The 17,605-nt window shown below is 71.2% G+C and carries 12 protein-coding genes and 1 pseudogene; 8 read left to right on the forward strand and 5 right to left on the reverse strand.

Going from position 1 to position 17,605, the window contains the following annotated elements:
- Positions 1-31 precede the first annotated feature (31 nt).
- The 4 genes from ABZ915_RS08560 (at position 32) to ABZ915_RS08575 (ending at position 5,327) form a co-directional block, all read left to right on the forward strand.
- The gene (locus ABZ915_RS08560) at positions 32-1,201 is read left to right on the forward strand and encodes a hypothetical protein (protein WP_361797986.1); all 1,170 of its coding nucleotides are present in this window, start codon (positions 32-34) and stop codon (positions 1,199-1,201) included.
- A 116-nt stretch (positions 1,202-1,317) separates the two neighbouring features.
- Positions 1,318-2,214 (forward strand): phosphorothioated DNA-binding restriction endonuclease, encoded by an 897-nt coding sequence (locus tag ABZ915_RS08565; protein WP_361797989.1) that lies wholly within the window; start codon positions 1,318-1,320, stop codon positions 2,212-2,214.
- A gap of 238 nt (positions 2,215-2,452) precedes the next feature.
- Entirely contained in the window at positions 2,453-3,748 is a 1,296-nt protein-coding gene (locus ABZ915_RS08570) for a phosphatase PAP2 family protein (RefSeq protein ID WP_361799430.1), read from the forward strand.
- Positions 3,749-3,962: 214 nt separating this feature from the next.
- Positions 3,963-5,327, forward strand: coding sequence for an alkaline phosphatase (locus ABZ915_RS08575; RefSeq protein ID WP_361797992.1), 1,365 nt, complete (start codon positions 3,963-3,965; stop codon positions 5,325-5,327).
- Between the two features lie 106 nt (positions 5,328-5,433).
- Here the strand turns inward: ABZ915_RS08575 and ABZ915_RS08580 are convergent, their stop codons facing one another.
- Positions 5,434-5,922: a hypothetical protein gene (locus ABZ915_RS08580; RefSeq protein ID WP_361797995.1), complete on the reverse strand. Its 489-nt coding sequence runs from the start codon at positions 5,920-5,922 to the stop codon at positions 5,434-5,436.
- Between the two features lie 335 nt (positions 5,923-6,257).
- On the opposite strand from ABZ915_RS08580, the pseudogene ABZ915_RS08585 reads away from it, so the two are divergent.
- The 4 genes and pseudogenes from ABZ915_RS08585 (at position 6,258) to ABZ915_RS08600 (ending at position 10,344) form a co-directional block, all read left to right on the forward strand.
- Positions 6,258-7,078 (forward strand): annotated as a pseudogene (locus ABZ915_RS08585) (hypothetical protein).
- An 80-nt stretch (positions 7,079-7,158) separates the two neighbouring features.
- A complete protein-coding gene (locus tag ABZ915_RS08590; RefSeq protein ID WP_361797998.1) occupies positions 7,159-8,262 on the forward strand; it encodes a substrate-binding domain-containing protein in 1,104 nt (367 codons plus the stop codon).
- Between the two features lie 34 nt (positions 8,263-8,296).
- Positions 8,297-9,076 (forward strand): ATP-binding cassette domain-containing protein, encoded by a 780-nt coding sequence (locus ABZ915_RS08595; RefSeq protein WP_361798001.1) that lies wholly within the window; start codon positions 8,297-8,299, stop codon positions 9,074-9,076.
- On the forward strand, positions 9,067-10,344 hold the full coding sequence (locus ABZ915_RS08600) for a sugar ABC transporter permease (RefSeq protein ID WP_361798004.1): 1,278 nt from the start codon (positions 9,067-9,069) through the stop codon (positions 10,342-10,344). Before ABZ915_RS08595 ends, ABZ915_RS08600 begins: the two co-directional genes overlap by 10 nt.
- Positions 10,345-10,487: 143 nt before the next feature.
- Here ABZ915_RS08600 and ABZ915_RS08605 read toward each other — a convergent pair whose 3' ends face one another.
- The 4 genes from ABZ915_RS08605 to ABZ915_RS08620 all read right to left on the reverse strand — a co-directional run bounded on the left by ABZ915_RS08605 (position 10,488) and on the right by ABZ915_RS08620 (position 17,601).
- Positions 10,488-10,841 (reverse strand): hypothetical protein, encoded by a 354-nt coding sequence (locus tag ABZ915_RS08605; RefSeq protein ID WP_361798006.1) that lies wholly within the window; start codon positions 10,839-10,841, stop codon positions 10,488-10,490.
- Between the two features lie 70 nt (positions 10,842-10,911).
- A complete protein-coding gene (locus ABZ915_RS08610) occupies positions 10,912-11,934 on the reverse strand; it encodes an alcohol dehydrogenase (RefSeq protein ID WP_361798009.1) in 1,023 nt (340 codons plus the stop codon).
- Between the two features lie 314 nt (positions 11,935-12,248).
- Positions 12,249-12,644 (reverse strand): hypothetical protein, encoded by a 396-nt coding sequence (locus ABZ915_RS08615; RefSeq protein ID WP_361798012.1) that lies wholly within the window; start codon positions 12,642-12,644, stop codon positions 12,249-12,251.
- A gap of 127 nt (positions 12,645-12,771) precedes the next feature.
- Positions 12,772-17,601, reverse strand: coding sequence for a DNA repair ATPase (locus ABZ915_RS08620; RefSeq protein WP_361798015.1), 4,830 nt, complete (start codon positions 17,599-17,601; stop codon positions 12,772-12,774).
- Positions 17,602-17,605: the final 4 nt, after the last annotated feature.

The raw sequence follows: 17,605 nt of genomic DNA on the forward strand, positions 1-17,605 counted from the left end.
TGTCGCGGCTTTCACTCAGAGGACGGTACGTATGGCGCTTCGGGGTTCTTTGGCTCTGGCTGTGGTGGGGGCGGCAGCGGCGTCTGCTGCTGTTCCGGGCACGGCATCCGCGGCTGCTTCGGTTTCGCGGACCTTGACAAGCTGTAATGGTGCGCAGTTGCAGCAGGCGGTCGCGCAGGTGAACAGTAATCCTGGCGGGGGCACCGTCAAGCTGAAGCGAGGCTGCACCTACAGACTCACCCAAGCAGACCCGGTAGGCACGCCAAATGGTTTTACGCCGATCACTAATAGTAGCGGCGTCACCATTCAGGGAAACGGCGCCACCATCAAGCGGGACAGCGCAGCGAAGTTCCGTTTCTTCGAGGTGCTCTCGGGCGGTGTTCTCACTCTCGACAACGTCACCCTGACGAACGGTCACGCCGCCTCCCCGGCAAACGCTGCGGTCGGGGGCGCCGTCTGGCTCCATGGCGGACAGGTGACGATCAACCGGAGCTGCCTGACACGCAACACGGCGGACCTCGAAGGCGGAGCTCTCGACAACGACAGCAGTCTGATGACCGTCACGGACAGCACCGTGGAAGGCAATTCGGTCGTCCACCCCGTGACCACCCCTTTCGGCGCTTTTGGCGGGGGCCTGGCTTCGGCAGCAGGCGCCTTTACCGTCTTCAACAACAGCACCATCACCAAGAACTCCGTCGTTTCCAAGGGAGCTGACCGGAGCGCGGGGGGTGGCATCGAGGTGGATTCGAGTACCGTGAGGTTGAACCATTCCCTCGTGAGCCACAACCGCGTCACTGGGCCCGATGCGCGTGGTGGCGGAATCGTCGACCAGAACGGCAGCCTGGCCGCTCTGGACCACACCAAGGTGATCGGCAACAAGGTGACCGGTTCAGTCGTTGCTCGTGGCGGTGGCATCTATAACGACTCCACACTGGAACTGACCGACAGCCCGGTCGGCGCCGACTCCCAGGGAAATACCGTCAATGGCGTCGGGGTACCAGGGCAGGGTGGTGGAATTTTCAACGGCGGCAACGGTACCGCCACACTGACGCGGAGCCCGGTTGAATTCAATCGCGCTTTCGGGACACCTGGAGACGGCGGCGGAATTTTCAACAGCGCGCCTCTCGGTAATGTGATCCTGGTGAACAGCCCGGTTCGCAAGAACATCCCCAACAACTGCGTCAACGTCGACTGCTGCTGATCTGCCGGCAGCCACAACACCCAGAGGGCCTGGTGCGAACATCGCACCGGGCCCTCTGTCGTGCGTACACGCCACACCCGCGGAAGTGCGGCGCGGTGTCGCTACGATCACCGGTCATGGATTGGCTGGACCGCGCCGCGAAGCTGAGGCAGTGGAGTCGGGACGGGGTGCGGGCGCCGCACAAGCCATTGCTGCTGCTGTACGCGCTGGGCCGCTTTCAGGCGGATGCAGATGACGCGTTGCGCTACAGCGCCGTGGAAGCCGATCTGAAGCAGCTGCTGGCGGAGTACGGTCCCGCTCACGGGACCACGCCTGCCTACCCCTTCCACCATCTGGTCAGCGACGGGGTGTGGGAGGTACGAACCGATCACGGCGTCGGCAGCCCCGGCACCGGGGTGCGGGGGCTGCGTGCCAGTGGCGCCACCGGGCGGCTGGCCCCGGACCTGCGGACGGCGCTCCGGCGCGAACCGTCACTGCTGGGGCGCATGGCGAGAGTACTGCTGGACCTGCACTTCCCTCCGTCGCTGCATCAGGACCTGTGCGACGCGGTGGGCCTGGAACCGGAGCTGGCGGAGACGGACGCGCTGGCGGCGGCGCCCGGGAGGCGGCAGCGGGACAGGCGCATGCGGGAGCTGGTGCTGACCGCCTACGAGTACCAGTGCGCCTTCTGCGGCTACGACGGCATGATCGGCACGGTTCCCGTCGGGCTGGAGGCGGCCCATGTGCGCTGGTGGGCGTTCGACGGCCCGGACGACGTCGACAACGGGCTGTGCCTGTGCTCACTGCATCACAAGCTGTTCGACAAAGGCGTCCTCGGCATAGGCGACGGCCACCGCATTCTGGTCTCGCAGCGTTTCGTCGGGCGCAGCCCCAGCGCCCGCGACCACGTCACAGCACTCGCGGGCCGTCCGCTCATCGGACCTCAGCCCGGCGCCCGGCCCATCGCCGAGGCCCACCGCTCCTGGCACACCAGCCAGGTCTTCCGAGGCTCCCCACGCCCCAGCGCCGTTTAGAGCCCGCCCTCGCATCCCTTCGCATCCCCTCGCGCCCCTTCGCACCATCCGTGAAGAGCGAAGCCCGCTCACAGCCATCCGATAGCATCTTCAAATTCATATTGATCACCCTCCAATATCTAACAAATCGGCCAAACAATTGACATCTATAGCATCGCGGACATTTTCGCGAATAAAACGCAGATATGGGTTCGCCGCGTGGCCTCAACCGCGGACGCTGCTGTGGGCCACGGCGGGTGTGGTGACCCTGGGGTTCCTGGTCACGCTGGAGATCGCCGCGCGTCGCTACGGGCTGCCGGGGCCGATCACCAATCAGGTGAAAGAGGTGGTTTTCCCGCCCAAATCGGGGCCGCTGCTGTACGCCAGCATGGCCTTGATGATGGTGGTGCTCACGTGGCGGGAGCGGTTCATCGCGGCCGGTGTCGCGGTCGGTATCGACGTCGTCCTTTTCGTGGCGCGGTTGGCGGTCGGCGTCAAGGTGCCCGAGGGGAATGGGCACCCCTTCGGGAACGGCGCGTTGTGGGTGATCCTGGGCTATGCGGTCATCGCCGTCACGCGCCGCACCGGCCAGGAACGGGTCCTGCTGCTGAAGGGTGTCGGGCTGGCCCTGCTGCTGGTGGCCGGCCGCAAGACCGGTGACACCTGGCTGCTCATCACGTCGAAGACCCGCCCGACGGTGCTCGACCAGTACGTGGCGACCGCCGATCACGCGCTGGGCAATCCGTCGTGGGTGGTGGGCCGGGTGGTCAAGGCCACCGGTCCGGTCGGCGCCCATGTTCTCGACTACGTCTACATCCAGCTCGCGGTGATGGCGGTCGTCGTCGCGCTGTACCAGCTGCGGAACGTGGCGGTCGAGCGCCGGTTCCCGCGCCATCATCTGGTGCGCACGTTTCTGGTGATCGGCCTCCTCGGGCCGGGCATCTACATGATCTTCCCGGTGGTCGGTCCGATCTTCGCCTACGGCGCCGACGGCGGGCACTGGGCGGCGGCCAGTCTGTGGCCGAACACGCCGCCGCCGTTCAACGCGCCGCACTCGATGTCCTTCGACGCGATCACCCCGCGCAACTGCATGCCCAGCCTGCATACGGCGTGGGCCACCGCGATTTTCATCCACTCCCGCAGGGGCCCGAGGGTTCTGCGCTTCGCGGGCGCGTTCTGGCTGGTCGCCACGCTCGGCGCGACGCTGGGCTTCGGCTACCACTACGGCGCGGATCTCGTCGCCGGTGTGGTGTTCACGCTGACGATCGAGGCGGCTCTGCGCACGCAGGTGCGTGGCTGGGACCGGTCGGGGATCCAGCTGGTCGCCTACGGCACGACGGTCTTCGTCGCGCTCCTGCTGTCGTACCGCTATCTGCCGGTGGAGATGGCCAGGTATCCGTGGGTGTCCGGACCGCTTCTCATTCTGGCGATGGCCTCGGTGATCCAGGGATATGTGCGGACCACCCGGCTGTGGGAGCCGAAGGCCGTACCGGCGCCGCGGCCGGAACGACCGGAACAACCGGAACAACCGGAGCCGCAACCCGAACCGGTTTGAGCAGTCTCACCAGGCCGTATGGCTGAGCACGACGAGCAGGCCGAGCACGCCTGGTACGCCCAGTACGCCGAGCACGCGCGTCATGATCCGGAAACACTCGCATGACCAGTCGTTTACCTCGCCTTTGTCAGCGCCTGGTGGTCTGTCCCTCGTCACCGCGTGCCTACGCGAAACGCCGGACGCCGGACGCCGGACGCCTCAAGGAGTCGTATCCATGCCCAGAGCCACCCGCCGTCACCTCACGGTCGCCACCGCACTGGTCGCCGCGGCCACGGCCGCCGTGGCCGTCACCAACGCCGCCGGCGCCTTCGACAACGCGCAGCAGGCGAAGGACGCGATCAAGGGCGGGAAGGCGAAGAACGTCATCCTGCTCATCGGTGACGGCATGGGCGACTCGGAGATCACCCTCGCCCGCGACTACACCGTCGGCGCCAACGGCCGCCTGAACATGGACAAGTTCCCGCTGACCGGCGCCTACACCACCTACGCGGTGCACGCCGACGGCACCCCGGACTACGTCACCGACTCCGCCGCCAGCGGCACCGGCTGGGCGACCGGCGTGAAGACGGTCAACGGCCGTATCTCCAAGACGCCCGGCACCGACAAGGCCGTCAAGACGGTCCTGGAGCTGGCGCAGAAGAGCGGCTACGCCACCGGCAGCGTGACGACGGCCGAGCTCACCGACGCCACCCCGGCCGTGCTCGCCTCCCACGTCACCGACCGCTCCTGCCAGGGCCCGGCCGACATGGCCAAGTGCCCCACGGACACGATCGCCGCAGGCGGGCCCGGTTCCATCGCCGAGCAGTCCGTCAACCACAGGGTCGACGTCCTCATCGGCGGCGGCAAGCAGCGCTTCGACCAGAAGGTCACCGACGGCAGGTACAAGGGCCTCACCGTCACCGAGCAGGCGCAGAAGCTCGGCTACCAGGTCGTCACCGACAACGCGGGCCTGAAGAGCGTCAAGGCCGGCAAGCCGGTGCTGGGCCTGTTCGCCTCCGGCAACGTGCCGGTGGAGTGGACCGGCAAGGCGGCGGCGGTCGGCGGGACGGACGCGCAGCGGTGCGTGACCTCCAACCCGAACCGCCCGTCCACGACTCCGAGCCTCGCGGACTCCGCCACCAAGGCGATCCAGCTGCTGGAGGACAAGCAGAAGGCCAAGCACTCCAAGCAGGGCTTCTTCCTCCAGATCGAGGGCGCCTCGATCGACAAGCAGGACCACGCGGCCGACCCCTGCGGCCAGATCGGCGAGACCGCGGCCTTCGACCGTGCGGTGAAGGTCGCCCGCGCGTACGCGGCCAAGCACCCGGACACCCTGGTCGTCACCACCGCCGACCACGGCCACACCAGCCAGATCGTCCCGCTGGAGGCCACCCCGCCCGGCCTGTCCTCCACCCTGGTCACCGACGAGGGCCAGCAGCTGAAGGTCAACTACTCGACCAACACCCCGGGCCAGTCCCAGGAGCACACCGGCACCCAGGTCCGCATCGCCGCCCAGGGCCCGCAGGCGTACCGCGTCCTCGGCGTCACCAACCAGACCGACCTGTTCACCACGATCCGCGAGGCGCTGCGCCTGCGCTGAACACCGTGAGCACGTGAACACGTGAACAAGGGGTTCTGATCAGGGGCCCGGTCCGCAAGCGCGGGCCGGGCCCCTGAGTGGTTCCCGGGGAGAGCTCAGGACGAGTTCAGGACGCGCTCGGGACGGGGGTCGGGCCCGTGCCCGTCGCGTGGACGATCTCGCCGCCGAGCCTGGTGCGGAACCGGTTGAGCATCGTCGGCTGGGCGCTGACCACCCAGCGCGTTCCGACCAGGTACGTGCCCTGGTACGGGCTGATCGAGTCGAGCCAGGTCTGCTGGTACTTCTCCTCGGGGAACGTGGTGATGAGGTAGTCGCCCTCCTTGGTGTGGCAGATGCCTTCGCGCAGTTCGTCCGCGTCGACCCGGATCTTGACCTTGCAGTCCGTCAGGCCGGCGATGACCTCCACCTTGGCGGGCGCCACGACCTGCGCCTGCTGGGCGGATATCGCCGGGCTCTTCGACTTCTTGTCATCGGGGGACGCGTCGTCCTCACCGGCACCGCCGCCGCAGGCGACGGTCAGCGGGAGGAGGGCCAGGCTGCCGGCCAGGGCGGCGCCGCGGGCCAGGCGGGCGGCGGGGGAGGTGACAGGTCGCATGTAGGAGGTACGAACGGGTGCCGGTCGGTGTTCACCGAAGAGCGGTCGGCGCCACTTCCCGGCCCGCCGACTGCCGGTCGCGGCCCGCCTCCTGGACCCGCCGGATCCTTGTCCGCGAGGGCACGGTGGGTCGCGAGGCTCCTCAAAGGACCTGGGGAAAGAACTACCCGCCCACCCACCCTCCCCGCCCGCGTCACCCGTGCGGGTGACCGGCTTGCAGCGGCGGGATACGGACCGTTACGTTCGCGGCAACTACCGCAGACAGACGACGGCCCCCGGCCGGGACTGGCATCCCGATCGAGGGCCTGACCGATCAGGAAGCTCCAACCTTCCCAATGGCTGACTCGCAGTCTAACGCGCGCCTGCGCGCCGACGCCGGGGCACCGACCTCCGGCGTGATCCACGTACGCACCCGGCTGACGGCCGACTTCACCGTGATCTCCAATGCCCTCGCGCAGCGTCGCGGAAGTGCCGTCACGGTGGGCGTCGCGGCCTACATCCTGTCCCTCCCCGACGGGGCTCCCGTGAGCATCGCCGCGCTGTGCGCGCACTTCACGGAGGGCGAGATCCTCATCTCGCGGGCGCTCAGGGAACTCGAAGCGGCCGGATACCTGGAGCGCCGCCGCGAGCGGTTGCCCAGCGGGCGGATCCGTACCCGGACGTACTTCTACGACGTACCCGGCGGCGCGCCGGATCCGGACGGGCCTCCCGAGCCACCGCGGCCTCACCGCCCCCGGGAGCAGCCGGTTCCCGAAGAAGCGGTACCGGCGCCCCTCGCCGGCGCCGACCCGGAAGCGGTCGCCGTGCTCGCCGCCCTGCGCCGAGTCGACCCGCGTCTGGTCCTGTCCGGGCGGGAAGCCGCCCGCCTGGCACCGGCGGTCGCCGAGTGGCTCGCGGCGGGTGTGGGGGCACGGCAGATCACCGAGGCGCTCACCACAGGGCTCCCCCACCATTTCCTCGCCCGCCCGGCACGCATCCTCGCCTTCCGCCTGCGCGAGACCCCACTGCCCGCCCCACCCCCACCGACGCATCCCACGGAACGCCCGGCCTTCCTGCCCCTCCAGACCTGCGACGGCTGCGACCGCGCCTCCGCGCACCGGAACCCGGCCGCTGCCGGGACTGCCGAGCCGGAAGCCTTCTCCGTGCGGCCGGCTGAGCCGGTCGCCGGGTGTGCTTGAAGTGTTCTTTTCGGGGGCATTACGGGACAGATGGGTCGTATTTTCTAGGGAATGGAAGATGGGTCTCGGTGCCAGCCTTCCGGCGGTGGGGCGTGGGGCGGTTGTGCGTGTGTCCATGGCGGTCGTGGTCGCCGCCGGGCTGGTGCTGGCCGGGGCGTGCAGTGGCCAGGGCGGGGGCGGGAGCCTCAGTGTCGGGGTGTTGCTGCCGGGCGGGGGTGCCTCGCGGTTCGGGAAGTTCGACGGGCCGCTGATCGAGAAACGGCTGAAGGAGCTGTGCCCGCACTGCCCTGCGGCGGCCTTCGGGGCGACGCCCGACGCCGCGGTCCAGCAGGAACAGCTACAGGCCATGATCACCAGGGGGGTGGATGTGCTGATCGTCGCCGCCATCGACCCCAAGCTGCTGCGCCCGTCGGTCGAGGCCGCGCACCGGGCCGGTATCCCGGTCGTCGCCTACGACCGGCTCGCGCAGGGCCCGATCTCCGGTTACGTCTCCTTCGACGGCGCGGAGGTCGGCAGGCTGCAAGGGCGGGCGCTGCTGAAGGCCATGGGCGCGAAGGCGGACGGCGGCCGGATCGTGATGATGAACGGCGCCAGGAGCGATCCCAATGCCGGCTGGTTCGAGCGGGGAGCGCTCTCCGTCCTCAAGGGCAAGGTGAAGATCGCCAAGTCGTACGACACCGTCGGATGGCGGCAGGAGAACGCCTTCGACAACATGAACGGCGCCATCGCGGCCCTGGGCGGGGGCGGCATCGACGGCGTGCTGGCCGCCAACGACACCCTCGCCGGCGCCGTGGTCTCCGCCCTCAACGCCCACGAGGTCAGGCCGCTGCCCCCGATCACCGGCCAGGACGCCGACCTCGCGGGCGTGCAGCGCATCGTCAGGGGCGACCAGTCCATGACCGTCTACAAGCCGTACAAAGACTCGGCCGACGCCGCCGCCGAGATGGCCATCGCCCTGGGGCGCGGCAGGAAGGTCGATTCCATCGCCACCGACACCGTCGACAGCCCGACCAGCAAGAACGTCCCCGCCGTCCTGCTTCCGTCGGTCTCGGTGACCGTCGGCAACATCAGGACGACCCTGGTGAAGGACGGTACGTACACCATCGACCAGATATGCACCCCGGCGCTCCGGTCCGACTGCGCCAAGGCCGGACTCACCTGACGGGCGTTCCCCGAAGGCGGAAGGAGGTGGCTCCGTGCCGGTTCAGCCCCTGCTGGCGATGCGCGGCGTCTCCAAGCGGTTCGCCGCCGTCCAGGCGCTGCTCGACGTCGAACTGGAGATCAGGGCCGGGGAGGTGGTCGCCCTGGTGGGCGACAACGCCGCCGGCAAGTCCACCCTGGTCAAGGTGATCTCGGGGGTCGGCCCCGCCGACAAGGGGATCATCGAGTGGCAGGGCAGGGCGATCCAGATCAAGCGCCCCCAGGACGCCCAGGTCCTGGGGATCGCGACCGTCTACCAGGACCTCGCGATGTGCGACAACCTCGATGTCGTCGGCAACCTCTTCCTCGGCCAGGAGATCCACCGGCGCGGCATCCTCGACGAGGTGGAGATGGAGCGCCGCACCCGCGACCTGGTGCACACCCTGTCCATCCGCATCCCCGACGTGCGCGCGCCGCTCGCCTCGCTGTCCGGCGGCCAGCGGCAGGCCGTCGCGATCACCCGCTCGCTCCTCGGCACGCCCCGGCTGCTCCTGCTCGACGAGCCCACCGCCTCCCTGGGCATCGAGCAGACCAATCAGCTCCTCGACCTCATCGAGGCACTGCGCGACCGGGGCCTCGGGGTGCTCCTCATCAGCCACAACATGGGCGACATCAAGGCCGTCGCCGACCGGATCGCCGTACTGCGCCTCGGCCGCAACAACGGTGTCTTCGACGTGAACACCACCTCCCAGGAGCAGATCATCTCCTCGATCACCGGCGCGGCGGACAATGCCGTCGCCCACCGCCGGACCCTCCCGGAGGAGACATGGCCGTGAGGGGCCGGGGGACCCGCGCGGGCGACGCCACCGACGCCGCGACGGACACCGGGCGGCGGCGCGCCGGGCGCCGGTGGTACGCCGACCGCCTCGGGACGTACGCCGGCGGGCTGCGCCGCAGACTGCACGACCGGGACCTCGGCCCCGCCCCGGTCCTGCTCGCCCTCGCCGTGATCTGGGCGGTCTTCCAGGGCCTCAACGACAACTTCCTCTCCCCGCGCAACCTGTCCGTCCTCAGCGTGGACATGGTCGGGACCGGCATGATCGCCGTCGGCGTCGTCTTCGTGCTGCTGATCGGTGAGATCGACCTGTCGGTGGGCTCGCTCGCCGGCCTGGCGGGCGCCGTGTTCGCGACGCTGAACGTGAACCTCGGCATGCCGGAATGGATCGCCGTGATCATCGCGGTGAGCAGCGGTGCGGCAGCCGGGGCCGTCCAGGGGTTCTCCTTCGCCAGGATCGGCGTACCCGCGTTCGTGGTCACCCTCGCGGGCCTGCTGGGCTGGAACGGCCTGATGCTCTACCTGCTGGGGCCGGACGTCAGCATCAATTTCAGCGAGGACGGGCTGGTCGCCCAGCTGACCAGCCGCTACTTCGACGCCGCCGTCGCCACCTACGGCCTGGCGGCGCTCGGCACCGCCGCGTACCTCCTCGCCGCCTGCCGCGACCGCAGCCGCCGCGGCGCCGCCGGGATGCCGTGCCGGCCGCTCGGGGAGATCTGGGCGCGTACGGCGCTCCTCGCGGTGGTCGCGTTCGCCGCCGTCTATGTGCTGGGCCGGTTCGCGGGCCTGCCGCTGGCTCTCCTGCTCTTCCTCGGCGTCATCGTCGCCTCGGACCTCTTCCTGCGCCGCACGCCCCACGGCCGGCAGATCCTCGCACTGGGCGGCGGTGTGGAGGCGGCCCGGCGGGCCGGCGTCGACGTGGTGCGGGTGCGGATCGCGGTGTTCATGGTGTCGGGGGCCCTGGCCGCGATCGGCGGGCTGTTCATCGCGTCACGGCTCACCTCGGCCAGTCAGGTCCCGGGCTCGGGCATGCTGCTGGTCAACGCCATCGCCGCCGCGACCATCGGGGGCACCAGCCTGTTCGGCGGGCGCGGCTCGACCTGGTCCGCGCTGCTGGGGGTGCTCATCATCCAGTCGATCGCGTCGGGCATGGCGCTGCTGGGCGTCGAGTCGTCCGTCCAGTTCATGATCACCGGCGGGGTGCTGTTCGCCGCGGTGGTCCTGGACTCGCTGGCGAACCGTGGCGCGGAGGCGCGGGGGCGGGCCTGAGCCATACCGCGGGCCCGCCCCCCCCGTGTCCGTGTCATGTGACGTCAGCTGCGGCGATACGGCGGCACTACTACGGCGCCCGGCGACGTTGCCGCCGCCGGGCGCCGCTCCGGGCCCGTTCTGCCGTGCCTCGGCGTCGCGCCTCAGCCTTCTGTCCTGCGCCTGCCGCGCAACAGCCAGGTGGCTCCGCCGATGGCCAGGGCGACCGGCCATTCAAGAGCACCGGCCACGGTGAGTACTCCGAGGCCGCCGTAGAAGGCCAGGTCCCGGGCGGGCAGTTCCTCCCTGTTGAGATAGGGGATCGGAACCGGAGGGCGGAACGTTCGGGTACGCAGGTGGAGACCCGCGCCGTCAGGGTGCGTCTCTTCACGCTCCTGCCGAGCCTGCGGACTCCCTGTGGTCATGCGCGTGCTCGGGGTGCTCCGGGTATGCGGCTGCCCTTTCTGGGCCCGTACCCGCGCGGCGGGCTCGAGCACGGTCTGAGCTGCGGTGGTCATCCCGTCTCCTCCTCTCGTTCGAGTCGGTATGGATGTGCCTCTTCCATCCTCCCGCGTCTCGGCCATGCCCTCACGGCATGGTGAGCACCATCCGGAAACGGGCTGCGCCGGACATCATGCGCCGGTAGGCCGCGTCGGCCTGGTCCAGGGGGACGGGCTCGATCATCGGGCGGATGCCGTGCAGGGCGCTGAAGGCCATCGTGTCCTCGGTGTCCTGGGAGGTGCCGGACGCGTGGCCGCGGACGACCCTGCCGCCCATGATGAGCTGGGCGGGGCTGATCCGCATGGGTTCGGCGGCCGCGCCGAGGACCACCAGCTCGCCCCGGTGGCCGAGCCCCTCCAGGGTCGCCGTGATCGCGTCGGAGTTGGCGGCGGTGGCCAGGACCACCCGGGCGCCGCCGAGGGACTGGAGGGCCTGCGCGACGGAGGTGTCCGCGGTGCTGTCGATGTAGTGGTGGGCGCCGAGCTGCTTGGCGAAGTCGGCCTTGTCGGCGCCGCGGGCGATGGCCACGGTCTCGAAGCCCATGGCCGTCGCGTACCGCACTCCCAGGTGGCCCAGGCCGCCGATGCCCAGTACGGCGACCAGGTCGCCGGGGCGTGCCGAGCTGCGCCGCAGCCCGTTGAACACCGTGATGCCGGCACAGGCCAGGGGTGCCGCGTCGGGCGCCGCCAGGGCGTCGGGGATGCGGGCCAGGGCGTCCTCGGGGGCGATCACCTTCTCGGCGAAGCCCCCGTCGTACGCCCAGCCGGGGACCTTCAGGTTCACGCAGCTGATGAAGTCGCCCTGCCGGCAGGGCGTGCAGTGGCCGCAGCTGCCGCCGAACCAGCCCACCGCCACCCGGTCGCCCACCTGCCAGATGTCGTCCGTTCCCTCGCCCAGCTCGTCGATGCGCCCGGCGATCTCGTGGCCGGGGACCACCGGGAAGCGGATCCCCGGCACGGCCGCGTTCACGAACAGGGCATCGCTGTGGCAGACCCCGCAGGCCTCCACGGTGATCCGTACATGACGCGGACCCGGCTCCGGCACCTCACGCTCGACGATCTCGAAACGGCCACCGCTCTCGGTCACCTGCGCGACTCGATGCGTACTCATCGGGGTCTCCCGGGGTGCGGGTGCTTGAGGACACCCCTTGAACCATCAGACCAGCTACGGCCGGTTCACGCGCGTCGGGTCGTCGGGGACGATCGCCGGCAGGGGGATACGGGCCGTGACCCGGTGGCCGCCTTCGGGTCCCGCTCGCCTTCGGGTCCCGCTCGCGATCGAGTTCCGCTCGCGTTCGAGTTCCGCCATCCTCGTCTGCCGGTCCTCAGCCGCGCACGCCAGTTGCGCATGGCGTACGCCGTCGCGGTGAGCGGAACGAGGACCAGCAGAGGGAAGTACTGGTTCGGGATGGTGGGCCCGGGCCGCTAGCGGTCGCGGAAGGACGTGCAGTCGCCGACCCAGGAGCCGGCGTACTCGCAGACCTTGAGGGAGATGTGGGTGTAGCCGCTGAGGTTCTTGGAGGCGTGTGCGCAGGCGTCGCCCGACTTCGGGTCGCTGGCCTTGAGGAGGACGGTGCCCTGGGTCTCGTCGCTCGCGGAGGGGATGTACACGTAGGCGCGGACGCCGTATCCGTCCGCGGCCATGTCGCAGACCGAGAGGGCCTCGGTGTCGTCGGCCCAGTCGCCGTAGCCGCCGCTCGTCTGGGTGTAGATCTGTCCTGTGTTGGCGCTCGCCGTCTGGCTCAGGGCCAACACTCCGGCGGCGGCCAAGGCCGCTGCCACCGGGAGTCGACGCGTCAGTGAAAGGGTCCTTGTCCGCATGGGGATGGCCACTCCTTGCATGGTCAGTGCTTTCACGAGTCGCATGATCCTTGCCGGGTCCGGACGAACGTACTGGCGCCGGTTGCTGAATTCGCCGTTCCGGTGAATGAGAAACTCCTGAATTCGATCACTCGAACATCTCCCTGATCGCCGACTCCACGGCCGCCACCCGGTCCGCGAGCAGGCCGAGCGTCGCGACGGCTCGGGTGAGGGGGTCGCCGTCCGGGGTACCGGCGGCCTCCGCTCGGGCGTACGCCGCCTTCAACTCCGCCCAGCGAGCCGCCTGTCCGGCACTCAACCGGCCCCGGATCTCCGCCAGCCGGAGCAGGCCGGCCTCGGCCCCGGACGCGAGCGCCTGCGCCTCCGCCCGGTAGTGGTCGTCGACCACCGCGGCCAGCTCCGCCTCGTTCATCACCGGCCGCACCCGCTGCGCGATCTTGTTCATGTTGCGGTACGACCCCTGGAGCCGGAAGGGCGGCTCGCCGCGGCCCGTGTCGGTCCGGGTGGCGGACGCGATGTACGCCGCGTTCACGGCCAGCACCGTCTCCCGGGCCGTCAGCAAGTGGCGCAGCACCGCCAGGATCTGGTCCAGTTCGGCGGGGAGGTACGGGTGGACCAGCCGGTCGGCCCGAGCCGTGGCGTCGCCCTCCGCGAGGCGGATGAGGAGATCGAGGTCGGCCCGGTCGCGGCCCGCCAGGGGTGTCAGGACCGGGTTGGCCGTCAGGGCGTTCTCGACGAAGCTCAGCGCGAAGTGGTCCTCCTTGCCGGTGAGGACGTCACCCAGGTTCCACACGTCGGCGCGGTTGGCCAGCATGTCGGGGACGTGGAAACGGGTCCCGGACTCGGTGTACGGGTTGCCCGCCATGCAGACGGCGAAGCGTTTGCCGCGCAGGTCGTAGGTGTGCGGCAGACCGTCCCGCACACCCTCCACGCGGCGCGTGGAGTCGCACAACGGGACGAACCTCTGGAGGAGTTCGGGGGACGTGTGCTGGATGTCGTCCAGGTACAGCAGCGTGTTGCCGCCCGCCGCCAGCGCGAAGTTGATCTTCTCCACCTCCTGGCGGGCCGTGGCGTCGGGGGCCTCGGCCGGGTCCAGGGAGGTGACCGCGTGGCCGAGGGCCGGGCCGTCGACCTTGACCAGGACCAGGCCGAGGCGGTCGGCGACGTACTCCATGAGGGTCGTCTTGCCGTAGCCGGGCGGGGAGAGGAGCAGCAGCAGGCCGCCGGAGCCCGGCTGCCCGCCCTCCCCCGTGGTGCCGAGCTGCTTGGCGAGGCTGTCGCCGATCAGCGGGAGGTAGACCTCGTCGATGAGGCGGTTGCGGACGAACGCCGGCATCACGCGCGGGCGGTGGTCGTCCAGGCGGAGCCGGGACCGCTGCGCCTCCACCAGTGCCGTCCGCCGCCGCTGGTAGGCGCGGTGGCCGGGCACGGAACGGGCGCGGAACTCCCCCGTGCGGGCCAGGAATTCGTCGATGCGCACGGTGAGCCGGCCGCCGGCGACCCGCGGGTGGCCGCCCAGCAGCCCCTCGGCCGTCGCCGTCAGCGGCGCGTCCGACTCGTACCGCGTGAGGCCGGGGCAGAGTTCGGCGGCCACCGCCTCGGCCAGGTCGTCCGGGGCGAGCTCGGAACCCGTGGTGGAGGCGTAGGCCGACAGCCAGGTCTCGACCAGCTGGCGGCGGGCGGGCAGGTCCTCGGGGCCGGCGAGGGCGGCGAGGTCGTCCTCGTACGCGGACGTGCCCACCGCACGGCGGAACTTGTCCAGGAAGGTGCGGGTGGCCGCGGCGACGACGAAGCCCTCCGGGCCGGTCGTCAGCTCGTCGAAGAGGTACGCCGCCGCGGGCGCGCCCACCTCGGCGGCGAGTTCGGCGCACAGGTCGGCGATGGCGGGGGCGAGCCCGAAGGTCTCCCGGGCGCGGGCCAGCGACACCGCTCGCCGCGTCCAGTTCCCGCGGGCCTCGGCGGTGGTGCCGTGCGCCCAGAACAGCTGGGCGGCGGCGCGGGCGGCGGGCCGGTGGCGGAGCGGTCCTGCGGCCTCGTGCAGGGGGAGCAGCGCGGTGAGGAGGGTGGTGGCGTCGTGGTCGTGGACGCCGCGTTCGTAGCCCTCGTCGTACGACTCCTGCGCCGCCCGGCGGACCAGCGCGGCCAGGTCGTCCGTCGCGGCGAGGGCGGCGGGGCCGGGTTCGTCGAGGAGGCGGGCCGCGAGGTGCTCGGCGCGGTAGACCTCGGGGGACTCCGAGGGCAGGGGGCGGTTCCAGTAGGGGCGGGTGTCGGCGAAGCCGGGGTCGGTCACCGGGGAGCGGTAGTCGGTGCCGGTGACGGCGAAGGCCAGGCCGTCGTCGCCGTGCGGGACCAGGGTGAGTTCGAAGGGCTCGGTGTTGACGGCGAAGCGGTGCCGGCCCAGGCGCAGGGTGCGGCCGGCGTCGGCGTACAGGTCGGTGCGGTCGCGCAGGGCGCGGGCGGCCTCCTGGCGGGCGGCCGTGAGCAGGCCGGTCAGCTCCTCGGCCCGTACCGGGTCACCGAGGTCCGCGAGCTCGTCGGCCGTGCGGCGGATCCTCGCGACCATCGGGTCGGCGGCGAAGTACGCGCTGACCGCGTCGGCGTCGGCGAGCGCGGTGGCCCGGCGGGTCACGGTGGCGAGGACGCGGTGCGCGGAGGCGGCGAGCCGTTCGGCGCGGCGGGCCCGCTCGTCGGCGAGGCTCTGCTTGCGGGCGGCGAAGGTGTCGTGGATCGCGGCGCGCTTGTCCGCGAGTTCGATGAGGAAGTCGTCGAACTCGGCGAAGCGGGCGTCCAGCCGCTCCAACCGCACGAGCAGCAGGGCGAGTTGGTCCTCGCAGGACGTCGGGTCCACCGAGGCCGCGAGCGCGCCCGTGACCGACTGGGCGAGCAGGGCGAGTTCGGCGGCGAACTCGGCGCGGCCCTCGTGGTCGAGGAGGGCGCGGCGGCGGGCGTCGAGTCCGGCGCGGGTGCGGTTGATGCCGCCCAGCACCTCGGCGACGCGCTCCAGGACGGAGGTGCGGACCGTGGCGTCGCCGACGTCGAGTCCGGCGACGACCTCGGTGACCGTGCGCAGTTGCTCGGTCAGGTCGTCGAGGCGGGCGGCGAGGGGCGCGGTGCCGGCGGCCGTGGTCAGCGCGCCGGCCTCGGCGTCGAGGGCCTCGACGTCCCGGTGGTAGCCGGCGAAGGCGTCCTCGCGGGCCAGCGCGGCCACGGCCCGCTGCCCGAAGGAGGCGAGGTCCGCCTCGGTGTCGGCGGCGAGCGCGTCGATGCGGGCGGTGTCCGCGTACCGCAGGTCCTTCAGCGTGAGCAAGTGGCCCTGTGCGCGGCGCAGTTCGGTCAGTCCGCCGACCCAGGCGGCGGCGTCCCGGGGGGTCTCGCCGCGCAGTCGCCGGACGAGGCCGGTGATGTGCTCGGCGGTCTCGTCGAGGGCGTCGGCGGCCTGCCGGGTGAGGGCCTGGACCGTCTCGAACTCGGTCAGCACCTGCTCGGCGGTGGCCCGGACGGCGTCCAGCGGGGTGCGCAGATCGCCGAGTCCGGGGTCGCCGAGCCAGTGGTGGGTGTCGGCGGCGCGGACGCAGGCGGCGACGAGGGCCTCGTACACCTCGGTGGTCGGCGTCGTCCCGGCGACCGCGGCCCGCAGGGACAGGCAGTCGGAGATGCCCCGCACGAGGTCGGCGTTGCCGACGCGGGCGAGCGGGCCGTGGCCTGCGGGCCGGCCGGCGGCGTGGGTGTCGGAGACGTACGGGGAGCTCCACAGCCGCACCGGATGCACACGGGCCGGCTCGGCGCCGGCTCCCGCGGGATCCGCGCGCAGCGCGACCAGCGTGCCGTCGTCGAACAGCGCCCAGCCCTGGCAGGTCAGCGGCGCCGCGACCTCCCCCCGGACCAGGTTGTACGGCAGCAGCAGGCCGCGCCCGTCCACCCGGGCCCGGTACGCGAACAGCACGTCCTCGCCGTTGGGCGAGCGCACCACCCGCTCGAACTCCAGCCCGTCGGTGTCCGTGTCGAAGGTCTTGTACGCGCCCGTGGCGAGGCAGTAACCGCCGGGGAACACGATCCCCTGGTCCTCGGGCAGCCGGCGGCACGACTGCCCGATGCCGTCCAGGCGTACCACGGTCCGGGTGAGGGTGTTGAAGACCAGATGGCGGTCGGTGTCCTCCTTGTACGGCCGGATCCGCAACAGGATCAGGGCGCCCACGCGCGCGTACGCGATGTCCGCGTCGGCCAGGGACTGGAGCGGTTCGTCGACCGGCTCGGAGTGGATGCCCTCCCCCGACTCGGTGTCGTCCTCGGTCTTGACGGTGAGGCGGCCGCCGGCCGTGGAGACGAACACCTCGCCCTGGACGCGGACGTGCGGGTGACGGCCGAGGACGTGGTCGTCACGGGTCGCCCCGGTCCACGCGAAGTCGTGCGCCGGAGGGAAGACGTCGTCGCGCTCGCCGTGCGCGTCGAGGAAGGCCGCGTGTCCGCCGTCGGACAGGGACCAGCGCAGGACCCGGATGTCGCCGGCCCGTTCGCCGGTCCGGAACACGGCGAGCAGCCGGCCGTCGACATGGCGCAGGCGCAGCAGCCGGGCGTCGCGGTAGTAGCGGTGCAGGGCGGCCAGTTCCCGTTCGAAGTCCGGGTCGTCGAGCAGGCCCGGCACCGCGTCCTGGGGCAGCCGGTTCAGGTCGCGGTCGTACAGGGCGAGGACGTCGGCCTCCGGCCGGGAGCCCGGCGGGACGTCGCAGCCGAGGAGCAGGGCGTCGCCGACGGCGACGAGGTCGCGGGCCGTGCGGCCGCGCTCGGTGCGCAGGCTGCCGGTTCCGGTGAGCTCCAGCCGCAGTGAGCCGAACTCCTCGACGCGGCGGGTGTTGAGCGCCTCGGCGCGGCGGGCGAGTTCGGCGGCCTGTGCGGCGAGCCGGTCGCGGAGCACCTCGTACGTGCCGGCGTCCAGGCCGGTGGTCGGGCCCGTGGTCATGGTT

Source organism: Streptomyces sp. NPDC046915, from assembly GCF_040644935.1.
GTDB lineage: Bacteria > Actinomycetota > Actinomycetes > Streptomycetales > Streptomycetaceae > Streptomyces.